We start from the raw sequence: 21,739 nt of genomic DNA, 5'->3' as shown, positions 1-21,739 counted from the left end.
TTATAAATCCAGTTCGACTAAAATTTCAAAAGTATCTGGGAGGAGTATTCTCCAGATGCATTATTTTTTACCTTCCAGCCGTTTAATGGATTTAATCAGGTTATCAAAATCAGATTCATAGTTTCTATCCTGATCTATTCTGAATTCCTTATACTCATTAATCGCATGAGCTTTGGCTTCAACAGCTGAAACTTTACCTTTACCTTCCAGTAGTGGCAGTTGGCTTAATTCAAGATATCCGTAAAGCAATGTTTTCCAGTCTTTCATGAATGTTGGCTTTTGGGAATTCGCCCTTGTTTCTGCCAAGGTCAAAAAACCGTCAACCAAGGTATTTAGTGAATCCAGTTCCATTTCGTTTAGATAGTTTTTTGAAATTACCACGTCTGCCTGCAGGATTTTTCCATGAGGGGCGTCTTCCCATGTTGTAAGTCCCATGTTAATTTTATTTTTGTCGCTGCGGGATTTAATGATTTCAGCGGCAGTCTGACCGGTTATGGCAAACAAGAGCATGTTTTGTACTGTGGCAAAGAAGTCTTTTGTCTCATCGGCGTCCAGATTGTAGTCTGCACTTGTTGCATATAAATCTGTGATTTTTTGGTTGAATCTTCTTTCTGAAGCACGTATTTCTCGAATTCTTGAAAGCAAATGGTCAAAGTAATCTTTTCCAAATCTTGAGCCTTTTTTCAATAATTCATCATCCAGTGCAAAACCTTTTACAATATACTCCTTAAGCACGCTTGTCGCCCATTTTCGAAAGTGTGTTGCCTGTTTGCTGTTTACGCGATAACCGACTGAGATTATGGCATCCAGGTTGTATAATATTGGTTGTGTTTTTGCATCAGGGTTTATAATAACGATTTCAGTATTATTGAAATCGTTCGGATTGAAGGTAACTTCCGATTTTATCAACTCTCCTGACTCAAAAATATTATTTAAATGAGTACTTATTGTATTGATATTTTTACCAAATAATTCGGCCATGGTTTTTTGTGTAGTCCACATTGTGTCATTTTCTGAATCAATAATTACATTTATGGCCACTGCTCCGTCTTCACTGGTATATAATAATGTTTTTACAACTTCATTATTCATATTCAAGCTCCTGAATATCTAATTGCTATAATAATAAGTAGATTTATAATGTATATAAAAGATTAGAGAGAGCATTTGAAAAGTAATATTTAAAAAATAGAATAGTGTAAAATAGCAAAGCTATTTTACTACAATTTTAGATTTAACAGTTTTTGCCTTGTATGCGGAGTCCCCGCTAAACTTGGTTGTGGCGGTAAAGGTACCTTTTTTAGTGATTTTAACTTCGAATGTTGCAACTCCCTTCTTGTTGGTGGTTGCCTTATAGGTTTTACCTGAGACTTTAAGGGTCAGCTTTTTGCCGCTTAAAGCCTTGCCTCCGCTTTTAAGTGTAGCTGTAACCTTTTTTGTAGCAGACTTTTTAAATGTCTTTTTAGCAACAGTCAGCTTGGTTACCTGCTTCTGGACGGTTATTGTAGATGTTGCAACGCTTCCCTTATAACCGGATGAGCCGGTAAATGCCAGGGTAACGGCATATTTGCCCGCAGCAACTGCAGGCAGAGTGAATGCTGCAGCACCGTTGGATGCAGTCTTAACAGTGTATATTTTACCGTTAAAGCTCACGCTGATTTCTTTTCCCTCCAATGGATTGCCGTTTGCATCCTTAAGTGTGAAAGTGTATTTGCCGCCGGCGGTGAGTTTGGCCTGGGATGCTGTGATTTTGGTGGCGGTCTGAGCTGAGCCCGTCTGGACAATGGTTTCCAGTTCACTTCCATAGTACCTGTCACTTCCTTTATAGACTGCAGTGATTTTAGCCTCACCCTCAAGGCCGTTGATGTAGATATGGCCATACTCATCGGTAGTGTCTGTAATGTCACTTCCTCCGTTAATGCGGTAGGTGACCTTTTCCGATTTGAGGCTGACGCCTGCAATGTCTGAAAGCTCAATTACAACACGGCCGTCCTTAACATACACCGCACTGAGATAGGTCTCAGTGGACGCCTTAGGAATCTTGATGTCACCGTCACCTGACTGGATTGCGCTGAAGACAAGCTCAAACTGCCTTATGCCCTCAACATCAGAGAAGTTGTTGTTTTTGATTATAATATCGCCAGTCGGCTTGAGGGCAAGACTTGAAAGGACATTGAGATAATAGAATGTAACGGTCTTGGCATCAACATTTGAGTCGGCTTTTTTGACGGTGTTGTCCGTAATGTTTATTGAGCCGATACTTGAAGGATAACCGTGAGCGGTGTTTTCAGCCTCTGAAATGATTAACATATTGTTGTCTTTTACGATAAATTCATTGCCTGTGATTTCCAGATTGTCGGATGCCTTCTGCAGGCTGATAACCGGCAGGTTAGGATAGTCTACAACGAATGTCCTTTTAAGATTGGCACTGTAGTAGCTTGTGTTAATCATGCCGCAGGTTATGAAACGGTTGTTTCTGATTTTAGAACCTTCAGTAGAAGCACCTCCATAGAAAATGGCATAGGTATTGTTTATGAAAGTGTTATTTTCAGCCAATATGTTACCTGATCCAGAGGCAATGCTTAAACCATCCAGAACCGGACCGTCAAAAACATTGTTGATAATATTCAGGTTTTTTGAACCCATAATGTTAATCGCCTTGGTTCCGCTGTCGCTGCTGTCCGGATTAACACCGGTAGTAGCACCGGTAAAGTAACAGTTATCTACAGTCGAGTCACGTACATTATTCAAATATATTCCGCTTGCGTAATTAATAAAACCGCAATCCTTGATTAAGAGATTATTTCCATACCTTAAGTTGATTGCAACCCCATTTATATTTCCACGATATTCCGGTACCTCAACAGTGTTTATGAATGTAATTCCACTTACTGTGGTGCCGGATGCACTCTGTATATCAAAGGCTCTATTGGCACTAACATTGACATTGTCACCTATGATGGTGACCTGCTTTGTGATTGAAATTTCCTTTTCAATATTGTATGTTTTATTAGAGCCCAGATTTATTGTATCACCGCTATTGGCATGATCGACTGCATCCTGAATGTCACTGCCGTTGTTTCCGGCGACTGTGATTTCAGAAGTCAATGCGGTTTCGTTGTCCTGTGCTGAAACGCAGGTAACTGAAATGATTAAAACCAATAGGGCAAGTATTGTAATTTTTTTAAGATTCAATTTTAACATCTCTAAATAAGTAATTATTTTTTTTAGAATGTGAGTTTCAGTATCAAAAAAATATTCGCAATATTTAGAGTAGTTACAATATTATATCTTACCTTTTGTTCAATATAAAAGTTATTATAATTCGATATTTTTAGCCGTTTTGATTTTATATCGGTGTTGGTTAATTTTATCAGGCGATTATCATTGTTTTTATTATTTGGTGAAGTGTTTAGTAATTACTGTTTTTGATATTTTAATTATTTATTTTATTTCGCTAAATTTGAATATAATTTTATAATTATGATTAAATATTGATTACATTTTAATTTAATTCTTTTAGAAGTCTATTTATGATAATTTTAGAATTTTGTTTTATATATTGAATATATGATTATCAATTGTTATTTTAATTGTATAATTTTTTATTATTAATTTGATTATTTTAATCTTTAATTATTTATTTATATTCTGTTTATTTTTGGTAGTGTTATTTAAATGATTTTTAGTTATTTTTTGTTTAAATGAGTTTTAATACATTTTATAAACGCCCCCCCCCCCGATGATGTTCATTTGACTTATGGAGTTTTTTAAGTCCGTATCTGTGAATTTAAAGAGCAAATATTATATATTAATTATTAGTAAAAATAGTATTGATATGAACTTTGTTTCATATTAATGTGGGTTAGTATCAAAAAATAGTAGAGGTTTAAAAAAATGAATTAGGCTTTTAAAACAATATTTAAAAATTTTGTTTTATTAAAATGTTAATCGATATGAACTGTTATTAACGGCAAAGTCCATACCATTCAAAACGAACACCTATAAACATTTTAAAAACCTCTAATTATATATTTGGTAGTTTCTCAGTTAAATAAGTTTTTAGATGTGATTTAAAATGGTTAATTATAAAGTTTTAATTGCAATGCTTCTTGTTGCAGTTTTTGCAGTAGGTGCTGTTTCAGCAACTGAAGACATAGCAATAAATGAAAACAACGAATCAATTTTAGAAAATCCAAATTTTTCAGATGTTGATGATATAAAGATTAATGAACCAGTTTTACAAGATAATTTGGAAGATAATCAGATTAATGATGAAAATATTAAGTTAAGTAGTGTTTCGGATGAAAGTATAGGTTCTGAAGATGCATCTGAATATATTGTTAATCCTAGTTTTGAGAATGGTACTGATGGGTGGGATACTGATTTTAGTCGTGCTTCAACTGCAGCCCATTCTGGGTCTTATGGATTACAAACCACTCAAGCAAATAGGTATATGAGTCAAACTTTGAATTTTAATTCAATTGATAGTATTAGTTTTTGGGTATCTTCAGCTGCAAAGAAGGTTAATTTCAATGTTCTAGTTGATGAGGAGGTAGTAGCTACAATTGTTAATGATGCTGATGTTGGAAATGGAATTTGGAAACAATTTACTGTAGATACTTCTTCTTTTACCGATGAACGTCTTTTTAAAATAGTAAATAATGAAAGAGGCCAATTAAGAATAGACGATTTCACAGTAAATACTAATAAGCCTACTCCAAAACAAAAAATGAACACTATTATTTCAGTAGATTATGCAGACTCTGGTTTTATTGTTATTTCTCTAAAAGATGAAAAAGGGTATTCTATCCCTAATGTTAATTTAACTTATAATATTGATAATGGCGAAACAACTACTGTTTGCACAGATAATGATGGTAGAGTTACTTTCTGTAGTTTAACTGGTAATTTTTCAATTTCAGCTAATTTTACAGAGAATGATGATTATTTGACCTCTAATAAAACTGTAAATTTCTATAATATTACTTTTACTAACAATCCTTTCATTAATCCAAATTTTGAAGATGGAAATTTAGATGTCTCTGAGGATGTTTATGGTTGGAATGTTACTGGGGGCTCTGCACATGGTGGAGATCGTCAGGATGGTATGATAAAGATTTTTAATGGTACTAGGGCATTATTATTGTCTGGCAATTATTATGGATATTTTGTTTCCCAATATATAAATTTTGATTATATTGATAAAATCATTTTCAAATATTATGCATTGGATCAAAGTCTACACTGGTTAAATTACAATATCACTACTTTAATCGGAGATAATATTGTTGAGAATTCCCATACTTCTGAAGATTCTCAGTGGCAAATAGCTACAATTGATACCAAAGATTATAATGGTATTAATTTATTTGCAATATCTGTTCATTTTCATGAGGAGAATACTCAGAAAATCTATGCATTATACTTGGATGATTTCGCAGTTATTTATGATGATGTAGCTATTTCCAACTTTACTTACACTAGTGATTTTGATGGTGAAAATGTAACAGTCAATTTTATTAATACTGCAATCGGTTTAATCGACAATATTTTATGGGACTTTGGAGACAATACTACAAGTAATCTTATCCACTCGACCCATATTTTCAAACCAGGTACTTACAATGTTACTTTAACTGTTAATAATGGTGAAAAAACAAATAGCCAGAGTTATCTTTTAGCTTTTGATTATCCTTCAATTGATGGAAAGATGTATGCTAGTGTTCAAGAGGCTATTAATAATGCAGAATCTGGTGCAGTTATTGATATTCCAGTCGATGTGGCCGAAAACTTAATAATTAACCAAACTGTAACTTTAAACTTCAACGGCAATGAATTAAACGCTCCTTTGATTAATGTTGTTGGTGGTGCAGATGTAATTGTTAACAATATCACATTATCTGGTGACAGTAACGTATTCGCTGTTGATGAAACATCTAAATTAACCATTAAAGATTCAACTATTGATGATGCTAAACTTGAATTACAATCAGGAAACATTAATGTTGAAGATATTGCATTGAATAACAGTTATTTAACTATAACTAATGCTAATGCTGAAATTAATCATTGTAATATCAATGCCAGTGAAGTTATAGTTAATGGTGGCAAATCAAAAATCTTAAACACAGAATTTACCAATTGTGATGCAGCCGTAACACAAAATAATGGCGAATTAAACTTAACCAGTAACTTATTCACTGCCAATAAAGTTGCCGTTAATGTTACTAATGGTACTGGAAACATTAACTTCAATGCAATCTACGGCAATACAGAATTTGGTATAGTCTACAAAGGAAACATAAACATAGACAATAACTGGTTTGGAAAAGACGAAATATCATACATTAATGGTAATGAAACACCAACTGAATATGCAGATGTTTACCAAGCAGAAGAAACAAGCTCCGATGTTGTCAATTTGATGTTAACAATTACATCACCTGAACTAATGATTGCAAACAAAGAATATGATATTGTATTTGATTTAACCATGAACAGCATGGGTCAAAACACAAGCGACATGGGATCTCTTAAAACAGTATCATTAGACGTTGCAAGTTCAGCTGGAGATGTAGAAACTTTATATCTTGTTGATGGTGTTGGTGTAGTTAAAATCCTTGTTGGTGATAGTGATAGTGAAGGAATTGATTACACAATTCTGGGTCAAACATACTCAACTGAAAGTGCAGTTGTATCTACTCCTAAAATCAACATCACAGTAACTGTTGAAGAATCCACTGCTAATATAGTAGTAAATATTCCACATGCAACAGGCAATGTATCTTTAATCGTAGATAAAGACAAATATGAAAAAGTATTGGATGGAGAAAATACTCTCAGTCAAACCATAGATAATTTAATTGCGGGAACACACAACATTGTAGTAATTTACCATGGAGATAACATATTTGACAATGCTATTCAAACTGATTCATTCGATGTTGATAAAAGTACCAAAGATTTAATCAACGAACTTAAGAACCAGACAGAACAAATTGGTAACCTCACTGATGAACTTGCTGATGCTAATGGTAAGGTTGATGATTTGACTTCTCAGTTGAATGAGACTCAGGCTAATGCTTCTAAGTTGGCTGATGAGCTTGATGTTGCTAATGGTAAGGTTGATGATTTGACTTCTCAGTTGAATGAGACTCAGGCTAATGCTACTAAATTAGCTGATGAACTTGCTAATGCTAAGGATAATATCACTGATTTATCAGGTAAAGTTGACAATCTTACCGCTGATTTAGATGCTAAAGATAGTGTTATTGATAATCTAACAAAACAAGTTGATAACCTTACTGATGTTGTGAATGTTCAGAACAGCACTATTGCTAATCAAGCTGAGCAAATTAGCGCTCTTAATAATACTATAGCTGAGAAAGATGGTGTTATTGCTAGTAAGGATGCTGAAATTAGTAATCTTAATGATACTGTAAATACTCAGAGCAGTACTATTGATTCACAAAAAGCCCTTATTAATAATCTTAATGAAACTATCATTGAGCAGAATAACAAGGTTTCTAATCCTATAGCAACTAGCATATCAGTGAAAGATATTACTACTACTGCTACAACTGCTAAATATTTCACTATTTCATTAGTTGATGCAAATAATAATCCGTTAGTTAATAAAACCATCAAATACACAGTTAATGGTAAAACAGGCAGTGCCACCACTAATGGTTCAGGTATTGCAACTGTTAAAGTAAGTTACAGTACTGCAGGTACCAGGTATTACACTTTCAGTTTCCTTGGTGATGAAAAAGATAGTGCAAGTATTGCTACTGCTAAAGTTGTTGTAAACAAAAAAGCAACAAAAATAACAGCTCCTAAAAAGACTTTCAAAGTCAAAACAAAAACCAAAAAAGTACAAGTAAAACTAACAAGTGGAAAAACAGTACTTAAAAACAAAAAAGTTACTTTAAAAGTCAAAGGCAAAACTTACATAGCAAAAACCAATAAAAAAGGAATTGCAACATTTAAAATCATCAAATTAACTAAAAAAGGTAATTTTAAATACACTGTTAAATTCGCAGGTGATAAAGCATACAAAGCAATAAACAAAAACGGAAAAATTATAGTAAAATAAAATATAAAAAGAATCCAATTGTAAAAAGAAAAAATTTAAACCAAAGAGAATAATCCGTTATTCTTCTTAAAAGTTTTTCTTCTTCATTCTTTTTTATATTATTTTACTTTTTTTATTTTTTTCAAGATTATTGCTGATTTTTAATTTATGGAGAAAAAAATCAAAATAAAACCATTTTTTAGATTAAAAGTTAAAAAAAGTTTTTTTCAAAAGAGATATTTTCTATCCGCATGGTGGTTTTAAAAACATTACACGGGTAATGTTTTTTAGAATTTTAGGTTTAAATCCTATAACTACCTATATTATGAAAAAAATCTTTTTTTCCAGATTTTTAATAATTTAAGGAAAAAAATAATTTTTTTCCTGAATCTAATTTAAAAAATTAAGAAGAAAGGTTGTGGTTTGTTAAAAATGAAAATTGAAAAGTTTTTTATATTTTTAATATTGATTGCTTTTCTTGTATCGGTAGGTGGTGTATCAGCACAGGATATTAACAATACTGCTAGTGATGAGGTTGTTGGTGTTGATGCGGTGCTTACAGATACTTTATATGCAGAAGAAGAAAATAATGAAGATTTAGAATCAGTCAACACAACAACTACAAATATTGAAGTGTTAGGTGATAATAGTTTAGAGTCTAATTTCTCTTGTGATATAGATGAGGGAATCGAATCTTTAACTGTTAATTTTAAAGATAATAGTACAGGTAAACCTACAAGTTGGTTGTGGGATTTTGGAGATGGAAACACAAGTACTGAACAAAATCCAGCACATGCTTATGCTCAGTGGGGTTCTTATAATGTGTCTTTAAATGTATCTGATGGTGATGTTAGTAGTTGTATGGTTAAGCAGGGTTTTATTAATGTTTATCAGTTGAACAGTCAGTTGATTAATCTTGATTTTGAAGAATCAGGTACTCTTGTTGGTTGGGATTATAAAAAAGCTTCAATTACAACTAATTTCCGTAATGCAAAAAACGGCATACGCTATGCAAGTTTACAAAACAATGGATCAATTTCAAAATTCATTAACTTGGATATCATAGATTCATTGTCATTCTGGTACATGTCATCCAACAAAAATGCAACAATAAATGTATTAATCGATGATGAATGCGTTACTGTGTATACAATTAAAAAAACAGGCATTGGCAAATGGGAACAAGTTTTTATAAACTTGACTAATTATACTGGTTATCATACTTTAAAATTTTACCAGAATGTTAGCTCAGCATACATAGACAACATTAACGTTGATTATAATAGTATACTTGTTGCTAATTTCACACCTGTCTCATTTAATATTACTCCTGAAGGATTAGTGGTTAGTTTTTGTGATGAGTCTAGTGGTTTGATTTCTAATTGGTTGTGGGATTTTGGTGATGGAACATACAGTACGGAGCAGAATCCAACACATAATTTTAAACTAGGAAATCAAACAGTCAAACTCACTATTTCAAATAAATACGGTTCAGAGGAGTATTCTTATTCTTGGAATGCTACTGCGCCTTATGTTGAAAGCACAGGTTTAGAATATGGATTCATTCAAGAAGCCATTGATAATGCAGATGAAGGAGATACAATAACAATTACTAGTTGCGAGTATTATGATAGATTCTTCGAAAACTTGGTTATTGACAAATCATTGACATTAAACTTTAATAATTGCACATTAACTGGTAACGACAGTGTTCCAATTATTAATGTTGTCAATGGTGCAAATGTTATTATCAATAATATTTCATTCGACTCAAATATTAATATAACAACTGATAAGGCATCTAAAATTACATTAGAAAACTCACAAATAAACGATATTAATATAACAGTAAATGGTAATGTTTTTGTTAACAATAACAGTTTCAGTAATGGTTTTTTAATCATTGAATCAAATGCTGTTGTTGAATATTGTAATTTAACCCATTATGGAATTATTGTCAATGATGGCAAATCAAAGATTATTAACAATGTTTTAGTTGATTGTGATGTTGCAATTAGCCAAACAGGAGGTGAACTAAACCTTACCGGCAATACTATGACTGAGAATAACATTGCAGTTAATATTAGTGGAGGTAAATCTAACATTAATTTTAATGAAATTTACTCCAACAAGGATTTCGGTTTAGTTTATTCAACAGAAGGCATCGATTATTCTAATAACTGGTGGGGAAGTAACAATCCTACTTTTAATTCCAGTTTAACAACTCCTGATGAATATTATGATATTTACCAAGTCAGTGATAATAATTTGATTTCACCTTCTTATTTAGTTTTGAATGTTTCTAATCATGATTTGGATTATCACTATTGGGTTGGTGGTGTCACATATTATAATTTGACAATTGATTTAGCCCATAATAATCTCGGTGAGGATGTAAGCAGTTCAGGCTCACTTCCAAGTAAAAACTATAATTTCAAATTCAACAATATCCCTTTTGATGTTTATATGGAAGATGGATTTAGAGAGTATCTTTTTACTTGGGGTTATCTGACTGGAGATATTGGTGAGATGAGCATTGAATTTGAAAATCAACTGTTAACTTTACCATTAAAAGTTGATTGTATTGCTCCAAATATCACATATATCACTCCATCTGCAACGTTTAAAGATAATGTTGAAGTTAAGGTAGATTGTGATGATTCATCTGCAGTTATTTTCTACACATTAGATGGTACAAATCCTTGCAATAGCTTAACCCGTTTAGTTTATACAGAGCCATTTTGTATTAATGAATCAAGCTGCATTCATGTTACTGCTATTGATTTTAATGGTAATTATGCAATAAACAATTATACTTGGATTGGAATATCCAGTGTACCGACTATTTTTAGTTATGAGGCCCATTATGTTGATTATGTCATTACTCTTTTAAAAGAATCAGATTTTGTTGATTTAAATTATATTTGGGGTAAGTATCAGGACAATAATGGTGTTACCATTTATAATGGTTCTTTAACTAATTTAACCAGTTGGTCTAATCTGAATATTGTTAGTTCAGGTTCTGCGGTTATAGATAATGATGGATTTATTTATATTGCTGCTGAAGACGGTTATTTATACTGTTTAAATAGTCAGGGATTGATTATTTGGAGATATGGTACTACAAGTTCTATTATCTGCACTCCTGTTATTGGTGAAGACGGCAATATTTACTTTAACAACTGGATGAATTCCACATTATATTGTATTTCACCTGAAGGCAAATTAATCTGGAAATACTGGTTAGGAGATTATAATGATGGTTCTAATCCCGTATTTGGTCTTGATGGTACATTATATATTTTAACAGGCAATGAAAAGTATTCCAATTTATATGCATTTAAAAATCAGGAATTATTATGGAATACTACATTGCCGGTTATTTCAGGTTCAACCCCTGCTGTTGCAGATGATGGATCTATTTATCTGATAAGTGCTGATCATGAGCTTATCTGTATTAATTGGGATGGAACAATCAAATATTCTTTTTCATTGATTGCAACTCATTTACAAGCATACAGTAAAATTAGTGTTGATTTAAAAGAAACACGTGTTTCTGTAACTGTTGGTGAGAATAATACAATTTATGTGATAAATCAACCCCATTATTTTATCTTCAATAATCCAAAGTATGTTCCCGAGTCATGGTATTCCATTAGGGCATATAGTAATGATGGTAATTTGAAATGGTGCAGTCTTTTATATGATGATTTTTCATCTAGAGTTAAGACTACATATGTTCTCTTTGGGGCTCCAACATATTATAACGGAATATTATATTTAAATGATCAATATAGTGTAATTGCATTGAATGCAAGTACGGGGGATGTTTTATGGAAACATGTACATGGTGAAGGTTATGTTAGTGTACTGAATGATAAATTAATTATTGATTCTTCAGTTACTTATAAGGAATTTTCAGGTGAGGGTAAGAGTTATTGGATTCTTCCTGAGATGACTAATGCTGAAATGAATTTGATTCCGGCAGCCGGTTCTAATTATAATCAAGTAATTTTTCCACCAGGAACTTATGGGTATTATAATGTTAGTTTGGGGGGTATAGCTTCTAATTATACTCAAGTTGTTTTTTCACCTGAAGATTATGGAGTTTATAATAATAGTTTAGCTGTGAATGATTCCATTGATTATTCTGAATTTGCACCAGTATTCACATCCAGTTCCCCGTTAATCAGCGGAAACGGTGTAATATATATAACAAAAGGAAATATGGTCTATGCTTTAACAATTGATGGTGAAGAGTTATGGAGCTATAATATTTCAGGTTTGTATGGTGGTGCTTTAAGTTTGTCCGGTCCGGTTTTGACTGATGATGGAACTTTAATTGTAACTACAACACAGGGAATTTATGCATTCAGGGATATTGCTGCGGAATTTGCATACAAACATGTTGATGGAAGTGAGCTAACAGTTCAGTTTAGTGATTTATCAACCAAAGGTAATAACAGTTATTTCTGGTCTTTCGGTGATGGATGCAATTCCACTGAACAAAATCCAGAACATACATATGCTGAAGCAGGAAAATACCGTGTTGAATTATATGTTACTCATAATGGCATTAATCTTGCAAGAAACACAACCATTGAAGTTGTATTCCATGATATAGTTTCACCAGATTCAGTGACTGCCTATATCAATAACAGTAATGTTACTGGAGGCATATTCAACACTACACAGACAGTTAGTTTGAATTCCAGTGATGATTCTCGAAGATTTACTATCTATTATACTGTGGATGGTTCCAATCCGGTGAACAGTTCAAATAGGCGAGTTTACAGTGAACCTATTGATATTGAAGTCAATACTGTGTTAAATGCTGTTGCGGTTGATGAATCCGGTAATTACGGAAATGTATCAACATTCAATTTCACTATTGCTGATGCGATTAATGTCAATGAAAAGGTTAATTCAACTTTAATCCAGAAGATTCAGGAGTTATTGGACAATGCTGATGCGAATTCAAAATTTGTCTTTGATTATGATGAATTATGGGGTGCTAATTTCACTATAAATAAACCTTTAAACATCATATCCAATGTCAATACTCGTTTGATTGGAAACGGCAATCAGCCGGTGTTTACTTTAGGTGAAAATGCAGTTAACTCAACCATTAACGGATTCAATATTGAAAATAATGAATCTGATGGAATATTGATTCAAAACAGCAATAATGTTAAAGTCATCAATTCCATTATTCAGGGCGATAATGCTGTTAACATCATAAACAGCAACAATACCTTAATCAAGGATACATTGATTGCCAACTCCACAAACGGAATTCAAATCATATCTTCAGATAACACCAACATTAATAAAGTCACTATCGTAAACAGTACAGAGAACGGTGTTTATCTTAAAGGTTCAAATAATTCCGTTATTCAAAATTCATTATTGGAAAGCAATGGTGTTGATCCGTATTACTCCGAAGCCAACCATATTCTATTGGACAATTGTGAAAATACCAAAATCATCAACAATACCCTTAATTATGGTTATTTCGGTTTATACTTTAAAAACACTAATAAAAATACATTAGTGGATAACAATACCATTTATGAGGGTGTTGGTGATGCGATTTACTTGTCCGGCAGGTATATCGGTTTGAATATTACTCACAATACTCTTGACGGGTGTTTTATGGGTATTAATTTCAACGGCTACAGCGAAAAGGTTGAAGTTCTGAATAATCTTATCCAGAAGATGCATTCTCATCCCGGTGAGCCTGAAAGCGGTCTTGAATATGATTTGTTCTATAATTTCAGACATAGCACTGATTTGTATGGTCAGTATAATAATGCCATTCAGGTTTTTGAGCTTGCAAGCAATTTCCACAATGAAGTTCATATTGAAAACAATGTCTGCATATTGCTGGAGCATCGCGCATGGGAATCAAGAAAAACAAGCACTTATACTCAAAGCGGCTGTGATGGTTACGGATATAACCTGATGGACGGATCAGATTCATATCACTGGATTACAACCGGCACTACACATTACCGTACCGGATTTGTTGATCTTGTTGTTGACCGTGTCGGTGATTCATCCTACCGTTTAAGGTTGCAGAATATGCGCACTGGTGAGTTTTTATCTGAGATTCCTGCCTTTGATGTTATATTTACTGCGGGAAGATATACTCAGACAGTTAAATTTGAGGGCAGTGAAGCTGTTGCGACTTTTGATGTTGCATCTTCGATTACTACCATTACTGCTACAATTTCTGCTGAGATTAAAAAGTCCATTTCATGGAGTGTTAATATAACTGAAGGTTTCAATTCATTTTACAGGCAAAAAGATCCAGGTTATGAGGCGGGTGAGGCGATAAATAATCCAAAACCTGTTATTCCATCAATTCAGGAATTGATTAATGGAAATAATCCGAGTGGTCATGAAGATAATCCGAGTGTTCCGGATGTTCCCGAAGAGAATAATAACATTACTCCCGGAACCACTCCAGGTAACGGTACCGGCAACGGCACAGGTCATGGAAACGGCACTGACGGCAGCGGAAGCGGAACCGGAATCGGTAACGGTACAGGTTCAGGTGTAGGCACCGGAAACGGAACAAGTTTAAATCCGGGCAACACTGACAGTACTGGTAATGCAACGGTTTCTGGAAACTCAACTGAGGTTCCAACTAACAGCACCGAGACTCCAAGTAACACTCCGGATATTCCAAGCAACTCTACAGCTCCAACAAACAGCACTGATGTTCCTGATACTCCTGCTAACGCTACTGATGTTCCGGCAAACAGCAGTGATGTTTCGGATACTCCTGCTAACGCTACTGATGTTCCATCTAGCAGCACTGAAGTCAGTGAAATCCCGGCCAATTCCACTGTTGTGGAAGTCAGTGAGCCGGTTACTCAGGTTAATGTTACCAATATGAATGATGGAAATCATGAGGAGGTTATTGATCCTGAGAATCTGTTAAATCCTGGTGACATCACTCCTTCAATGGAATCCGAAGCTGAAGTTAGCGAGAAACCTGCTCAGCAATCCTCTCAGCCTCAAGGTGGAGAGGTTGGTGCTTCAGGAGGCTCCAGCGGTTCTGACGGTTCTAAAGCATATGAAATCAAAAAAGCAATTGATATTGAAAATACAGAGATTAGTTTACTTGCTCTCGTTGTTTTCCTTTCAGCTGTTTTCTTCTTCATCGTCGGATGGGGAAGAGGAGGAAGCGAGGATGATGATGAGCTATAAAATTTTAAATTTTTTTAGTAGAGGTGTAATTAAATATTTTTTTCCTCTCAATAATTTTTATTGTTTATTCATAGGTTTTTTCTCCTAGAAAAAAAGGGAAAGATTACTTCTTTCCCTTAAAACATTTTTTTCACGTTTATCTTTAATCATAAAAAAAAGTAGAGGTGCAGACGTAATATGGATTTTAATGGTACTAATATTCTTACAGGCTCGCTGGATATCATTTCACAGAGCCTCACAATACCTGTTTTGATAATATTGTTAGTCATCGTGGCGGTGACAATAATTCTTTTAGGACAGGTTGTAAGGGAATATTTTAAAAACAAGACTGTAAAAGTGGGTGAAATAAGAGATTTGATGTACGGCATAGACGAGGCAGATAGCATCGAGGAAGTAAGAAACCTCATATCTTCATCAAACCTTCCATGCAATCAAAAGAACATTCTTTTAGAAATCTGCAATGCCGATTCAATGAAAAAGGCAACCCGTGAAGCTCTTGCAAGAAAGCTGGTGGAGTGGGAGGAAGAAAAGATTGACAAAAAGCTCAACAGAACTGACGTCATCACACGTATCGGCCCGACACTGGGACTCATGGGTACACTTATACCGATGGGACCGGGTCTTGCCGCTTTAGGTGCAGGTGACATCAACACTTTAGCATCTTCTTTGACTGTGGCTTTCAACACAACCATTGTCGGTATCGGTTCAGGTGCCTTGTGCTACGTTCTGGGTAAAATCAGAAACCAGTGGGCGGAACGCTACCTGTCAGACCTGGACGCACTTACCGATGCGGTTCTGGACTTTATGGGGTAAAAGTTTATGGTTCGAAAAAAGCAACGTCGAAGGCAGCGGGTTGAAGAGGATCCGATGGCCGGAACAAGCAATCTTGTGGATGCAATGCTTGTGATAGCCGTGGGCTTTCTTGTCTTTGTTATCATTTCATGGAACATGACTGCGATGATTGACCCGGATACCAGTATTCAGGAGCAGATGCAGAAAACCACCACTGAAGTCGACCAGGGCCAGCAGCTAAACGAAACCCCTGATACATCAAACTCTTCAGGTCAGGGTTATACCGAGATGGGTAAGGTCTATAAGGATCCGTCGACGGGAAAACTGATAATGGTTGAAGGGTGATTAGATTAATTTTAGATTAAATTAAATCAATAGTAAACATGAATACTATTGGTTTAATTACTTGTTTTTTTAATTATCTGCAATACTATTTTTAATAATCATGTTCTCACACCTGTTCATGTAGATTACTCAACTGTTTTTGTGGTTGGTTGCTTATTTTTTTCATAGCCGAATGGTTTTATTTTATCAAATATTGCATTGCGTTCTTTGTTTTACAAGTTGATATCAATATTGCTTTTTAAAAAGTCAAATTTCATTCCAAAGAGAATTCGTAAATAAAATTAAGATTTCCCTAGGCATTATCTTTAGTCCAAAATGTGTGAGCCGTTATTGTTCAATTAATAGGGATAATATAACTTTAATTTATCCTTTATGAATGCAACTTTTTTGCATATCTATTAATCGCAACTTATGGTAGCTATGAGGCAGTGTTGAATAGTATCTATTTTGTGAGTCAGATTTCCATCTGATTTCTAATAGCTACTTTTTGAAAATTCCCATCATTTGTATCATAATCCTGATGCAACTGGTGAATTTGATGATGCATTCATGAAAAATGTGATTCAAATTTCACAACTAGAGTGTTACTGGCTAAAGATTTAAAGGGTTATATCTATATTCTAGATTCATATGGCTCTTAATTTGAATATAAAAATCTAATTGATGATATTCTAAATATTACAGAGGAAAATATATCTGATATCATATATTTGGAACTGTAAGATATTAATTATAAATATATTGTATTTTTAGGCATTGATGAGTTAAACAGTATAGAATGCGAAGTATGTGATGTAAATACGTGCGAAAACAATGTTTATACGGTTATGCAAGATTCTGCAGTCCTTTAATTTAATGGAATTTTTCCATATGGGCAGGATAGAACAGGGTTCACAGGAATATGGGCATTGAAATTTTTTAGAAAAAATTACCGCATATCCGAATGAAGCCAATCACGATGACTGTGCAGTGGCTTTTACTGGAGGATATGTTTCAGCAGACATTCAACAAAATTTCTCTTATATGGAAGAAATGTGACTGGGTTCACGAAAATATGGGCATTCATATTTTTTGAAAAAAATTGTTGTTGTCCAAATGAAACAATTACTGAAAAAACTAACGGGTAACATTGACGACAGTATTAACTTTTCAACAATTTTCTCCTACCTTTCCAAACCAGTTGGCGCTGCCTTTTTCTCAATTGCTTATATTCAACATACATCTGTGCTGTGATGTAGCCGTGTAATCTTCGAAACTCATCAATTCTAACAATTCCTGATTGTACAATAGCTGATTCACCTTCATGCCAGCAGTAATATGGATGCTGACAGGGCACATCATTTTTAAAGGCCAAACCTGTCTTGCAGTTGTTGCAGTAATCTACAAACCACAGTTCACTTTCCCGTTCTGTCTTTTGCCTTTTAGCTTCGATTATCTGCTGTCTTATGGATTTCATTTAACATCACTGATTTAAAAAAGACCAAAAAGACCGCAAAGACTTTTGCAACGGTCTTTTTAAAAATCTCTTAATAAGTCTTTAACATTGAAAATAACAGTTTTCATGCCTTTTCAATCAAATATGTTTTTAAAAAGACCATACTTTCAGGAATGTGTGGGAGGAACTTTAAATGTTCCCCTCGCTTGTCTTGAAAATCATGGTCTTTTTTAGTTTTTCACATTAACAAAGCCTATAGAAAAACATCGGATAATGCTTCAATTAGCTGAAGAACAATTCTCAATCGTTTTCCAATAGTGGCTTTTCAAAGACTTTTCTAAAAGTCTTTTTGGTCTTTCTGGTTTTTGCCCAAACCGGTTTTTCCACCTCACTGTCAAAGTTCATGATGCTCAAGCCTTCAACAAACCTGTCTTCATTCATAAGCTCCACTACCCATTCGCCGATCTCATATCTGATGTCCTCATACACTGAATCGTCAATGTGCTTTAGATCATAGCTGATATGTGCAATTTCACTATTGGCCAGATCATATATGTTGGAGTTTCCAAAACGGCCGTTTATTTGCAGAAATCCTTGTTTTTCCAACTTATACATGTATTTCTTAACAGAATCCTTGCTTAGTCCGAGATTTTGTTGTGTAAAGTATAGGTTGGTTGTGATTCCCATGTCCAATATTTCTTCATCTGTTTGCATCCTCCACTCGTCGATATTGTTTCTGATGTCATTTAAAACCTCAACTGCCTTAGGTGCCAGGTTTGCAGATATGCTTTCCTTGTATGGATTTAAGAGGCTCATGAACTGCTGCACGTCTGCAATATTTGTCAGGATCACCTTTTTTCCTTCAACATCATGGACTTCATGGTTATAGTAATTCAGGGCAGTTATCGTTTTTAGTATCCCATTGAATTTGTCGAAATCCCTTTTGTAGAAAGCGGAGTTCTTTAAAAAGTCAATGATGAAATAAACATATGGGTTTATTATTGAGATATCTTCAAAGACTTCCTTTAGATGCAATAGCATGTATGGTATCAGTTCGGCTTCATTTTCGTATTTCTTTAAGGTGTTGTAGCTTCTGCCATGCTTGAATTCCAGTAGCCTGTTTCTGCGGTTGAATATTTCCTTGTTGTCCATTCTTGGTGTGATAAATATGCTTCTGCTCATTTCCTGCTCATCAAAATCATGATTAGGAACAGTAGTGTATGTAAGACAGGGTCTGCCTTCAAGTTTCAGGTCTTTTACTTCCCATCCGCCTTCACCGTCCGGAATGTTTAATGGTTTGTTTAGAAAGCCGTCGGACTGCAGTTCCTTCATGAGGTTTTTGGACTCCTCCATGAACTCATGGTCATTGGCGCCGCCCATATCTCCGTAGTTGACAATCTTACCGTCATAAAAATACTTATCCTTTTTGGCACGGTTGAAGAGGGCAGCTTCAGTGATTTTCTTTTCATTGACAATGAATTTTTCCGGAATCAGTCTTAATGCGGTCTCCTGGATGTGGGATTTGCCGCTGCTTGCCTCACCCAGACATATCACTGATACTGGATTTTTCAGGATAACCTGTCCTGCATATACGGTAAACGCATAGAGAATGTTGTTTCGCTCGCCTGCTGTAAACCATTCGACAATGCTTCCAATATAAATCAAAGGATAATCCAAAGACTTGAGTTTAGTGATAGCTTCCTTTGATTTGGCGATGTCCTTTTCCAGCTCGGCCTGCTTTCTCTCAGCTATTTCCTGTTCAATAACAGATAGCTCATTTTCATAGTTGAGCTGCAATAGCTGTTTTACTTCTTCGAACTGATTGCTGAGCATCTTTGGATTTGTTTTGCCTTTCCGATTCATTATCTGTTTGCATTGCCTTGCGACATTGCTCTGTGGGGATAATGTGGCCGGAGGTCTGTTTACATGCTCTCCGACCTTATTTCCATACCTGTTTTTGAATACATATGTAACCTTATCAGGGTTCTTTTTGCTGATGATAAGTGTTATTGTGTCTTTTGTGGGCAGTTCAGCTGTGTTGGTCATATTTACTCACTATCTCATCAATTCTGTCTAAAATTTCCCACATTCTATCCCACATCACCTTTGGCACATAAACATATGTTACTCCATCTATTTCTTCTTCTAACATGATTTTTTTCTCCTATTCTTTCCCCATCTTTGGGGCGATTATTTATTCAACTGTCTAAAGCTCACGTTTGTCAGAATCCTTTGAAAAATAAAAACAGTACTGGAGCAGAATTAATATTTCCATCATTACCGAATATTTAGAATAATCTTTATATATTCCTTAAAATAAACTAGATATTGGGTTAAGTTTTGAAAAATATTAATTTTTAACAAAGTTTTGCGGCTCTGTTTAACTATTCTTATTTTTCTCTTACTGGCCCCATAGGATTATATTAAAAAATAATATTTATAGCTCGTTATTCATCATAAAATTATTTTTTTTATAATCCTTTTTCATGATCTGTTTTTCCTCACTCTTTTCTTGGTATTTTACCTCTCTAAATTTGATTTTAAGACCTTACCAAAAAAAGTTGTACGAGTGTGAAAATTGCTCCCACTTCGTAAAATTGCTTTTAATTGGTAATGGCCAATGTATACTTTATCATTATGTGTATATAAACATTTCTATTCGATTTCATTGCCAAACTGTTCAGTTTTTTGAGAAAAAATTGTGTCCTAAAGCCTTGTGTTTTTTGGAATTTCTGTAAACATTTCAACATACTATTTCGACAAAAAAATCAGATTGTATAAAATCAAAAACTGATTCACAATGCAGTAAATCAGCATTGGCTTCCACTATGGCTTTATTATCCTTTTTATTATCCCATTTATATAAAAAAAGTAATGAGGTAATCAACGATTTCCAAAAATTTTATAATCATCAAAAAATAAATTCTGTAGTAGAGTTTTAGTGCTGGAAATTGATAAGTATCAGAACTTTTTTATAAGTTTTATACGAATTATTCGTATTTTTGTGAAAATTAATGCTAAGATATTACATCAATAACTAATACTAGTGCTAATTTATTAATTTTCAGCGATTATTTTTTTAAATTTGCGATTAAATCTTTGTATCCTAATCCATAAATTGCAATGACAGTTCTTTGCATTGCACCAAAACATAAAAACATTATTAATATTCCCCATACATAGTCCCAGCTTTGAAAGAGGTTATTGTTGGAAAGGTTTAGCAATGCAATTATTGATGTTAGTCCAAGACACATTGCTGTGATTAAACCTGGAGTGTAAGGCTTTTCCATTTTATGAAGTTTGATGCCTATTATATGTATAAATATTTCAAATAATCCCAGATAAACAGGAACTAATGCCAATAGAGTATATTGGGTAAAAAAAGGTACAAATGTGATTATGATTAATAGGATAGTAACTGGAATATGTGCAGCGTTTATCTGATAAGGTGTTGCTTTGAGCTTGAAGAATTTTAACATTAATTTTACAAATCCTCCTGGAAAACGTGTTTCTTCCCATTCATGGAGGGTGAAAAGAAACATATAAACTAACATCATCTTTTGGACTAAACTTAAACCATTATAAAAAACAGCTGAAAATGTTACCATTCCAAACATAATAAAAGTAAGAATTTCCAAATTATATTCTCTCATTAAAACACCTTACATTATTTTATGTTGTTTAACATTAAAATTTATGCACGTAATAATTGGTTTGTGTTTTCAGTAGTGCAAAGGTCAAAGGAACTTTTTTATAAGTTTTATACGAATAGTTCGTTATTATAGTGGCTTTTTCAAGAGGGTATAGTTATTAATTAAGTGGCTTTCATGCCACATTAACTTTTTATTTAGAAAAATTTAATTTTCAATTGG

At 33.8% G+C, this 21,739-nt stretch carries 10 protein-coding genes; 4 read left to right on the top strand and 6 right to left on the bottom strand.

Annotated elements, in window-relative coordinates; translation table 11 throughout:
* Positions 1–60: 60 nt before the first annotated feature.
* Both rhuM and ACJROP_RS09635 read right to left on the bottom strand, forming a co-directional pair.
* Complete coding sequence (rhuM, locus tag ACJROP_RS09640) at positions 61–1,092, bottom strand: RhuM family protein (protein WP_406535254.1); 1,032 nt, start codon at positions 1,090–1,092, stop codon at positions 61–63.
* Positions 1,093–1,212: 120 nt separating this feature from the next.
* Complete coding sequence (locus ACJROP_RS09635; protein ID WP_406535253.1) at positions 1,213–3,195, bottom strand: right-handed parallel beta-helix repeat-containing protein; 1,983 nt, start codon at positions 3,193–3,195, stop codon at positions 1,213–1,215.
* A gap of 883 nt (positions 3,196–4,078) precedes the next feature.
* Between ACJROP_RS09635 and ACJROP_RS09630 the strand changes: the two genes are divergently transcribed.
* From ACJROP_RS09630 to ACJROP_RS09615, 4 genes are all read left to right on the top strand, one after another.
* A complete protein-coding gene (locus ACJROP_RS09630) occupies positions 4,079–8,098 on the top strand; it encodes a PKD domain-containing protein (RefSeq protein WP_406535252.1) in 4,020 nt (1,339 codons plus the stop codon).
* A 411-nt stretch (positions 8,099–8,509) separates the two neighbouring features.
* Complete coding sequence (locus tag ACJROP_RS09625; protein ID WP_406535251.1) at positions 8,510–15,295, top strand: PKD domain-containing protein; 6,786 nt, start codon at positions 8,510–8,512, stop codon at positions 15,293–15,295.
* Between the two features lie 177 nt (positions 15,296–15,472).
* On the top strand, positions 15,473–16,108 hold the full coding sequence (locus tag ACJROP_RS09620; protein WP_406535250.1) for a MotA/TolQ/ExbB proton channel family protein: 636 nt from the start codon (positions 15,473–15,475) through the stop codon (positions 16,106–16,108).
* 6 nt (positions 16,109–16,114) lie between these two features.
* Positions 16,115–16,432 (top strand): DUF2149 domain-containing protein, encoded by a 318-nt coding sequence (locus ACJROP_RS09615; RefSeq protein WP_406535249.1) that lies wholly within the window; start codon positions 16,115–16,117, stop codon positions 16,430–16,432.
* A 1,141-nt stretch (positions 16,433–17,573) separates the two neighbouring features.
* Here the strand turns inward: ACJROP_RS09615 and ACJROP_RS09610 are convergent.
* From ACJROP_RS09610 to ACJROP_RS09595, 4 genes are all read right to left on the bottom strand, one after another.
* Positions 17,574–17,888 carry a hypothetical protein gene (locus ACJROP_RS09610; protein ID WP_406535248.1) on the bottom strand — a complete coding sequence of 105 codons (315 nt, stop codon included), beginning with the start codon at positions 17,886–17,888 and terminating at the stop codon, positions 17,574–17,576.
* Positions 17,889–18,167: 279 nt separating this feature from the next.
* Positions 18,168–19,913, bottom strand: coding sequence for a hypothetical protein (locus tag ACJROP_RS09605; RefSeq protein WP_406535247.1), 1,746 nt, complete (start codon positions 19,911–19,913; stop codon positions 18,168–18,170).
* Positions 19,897–20,019, bottom strand: coding sequence for a hypothetical protein (locus tag ACJROP_RS09600; RefSeq protein ID WP_406535246.1), 123 nt, complete (start codon positions 20,017–20,019; stop codon positions 19,897–19,899). The genes ACJROP_RS09605 and ACJROP_RS09600 overlap by 17 nt, the downstream gene beginning before the upstream one ends.
* Before the next feature lie 919 nt (positions 20,020–20,938).
* A complete protein-coding gene (locus ACJROP_RS09595; protein WP_406535245.1) occupies positions 20,939–21,520 on the bottom strand; it encodes an HXXEE domain-containing protein in 582 nt (193 codons plus the stop codon).
* Positions 21,521–21,739: the final 219 nt, after the last annotated feature.

Source organism: Methanobrevibacter sp. (assembly GCF_045220775.1).
GTDB lineage: Archaea > Methanobacteriota > Methanobacteria > Methanobacteriales > Methanobacteriaceae > Methanocatella.
The sequence above is the reverse complement of the archived record's forward strand: the minus strand, read 5'-3'. Positions and strand labels throughout refer to the sequence as shown.

Coding starts and splice junctions, on each gene's coding strand:
- rhuM (WP_406535254.1), bottom strand. CDS start 1,092: ATGAATAATGAAGTTGTAAAAACATTATTATATACCAGTGAAGACGGA.
- ACJROP_RS09630 (WP_406535252.1), top strand. CDS start 4,079: ATGGTTAATTATAAAGTTTTAATTGCAATGCTTCTTGTTGCAGTTTTT.
- ACJROP_RS09625 (WP_406535251.1), top strand. CDS start 8,510: ATGAAAATTGAAAAGTTTTTTATATTTTTAATATTGATTGCTTTTCTT.
- ACJROP_RS09620 (WP_406535250.1), top strand. CDS start 15,473: ATGGATTTTAATGGTACTAATATTCTTACAGGCTCGCTGGATATCATT.
- ACJROP_RS09615 (WP_406535249.1), top strand. CDS start 16,115: ATGGTTCGAAAAAAGCAACGTCGAAGGCAGCGGGTTGAAGAGGATCCG.
- ACJROP_RS09610 (WP_406535248.1), bottom strand. CDS start 17,888: ATGAAATCCATAAGACAGCAGATAATCGAAGCTAAAAGGCAAAAGACA.
- ACJROP_RS09605 (WP_406535247.1), bottom strand. CDS start 19,913: ATGACCAACACAGCTGAACTGCCCACAAAAGACACAATAACACTTATC.
- ACJROP_RS09600 (WP_406535246.1), bottom strand. CDS start 20,019: ATGTTAGAAGAAGAAATAGATGGAGTAACATATGTTTATGTGCCAAAG.
- ACJROP_RS09595 (WP_406535245.1), bottom strand. CDS start 21,520: ATGAGAGAATATAATTTGGAAATTCTTACTTTTATTATGTTTGGAATG.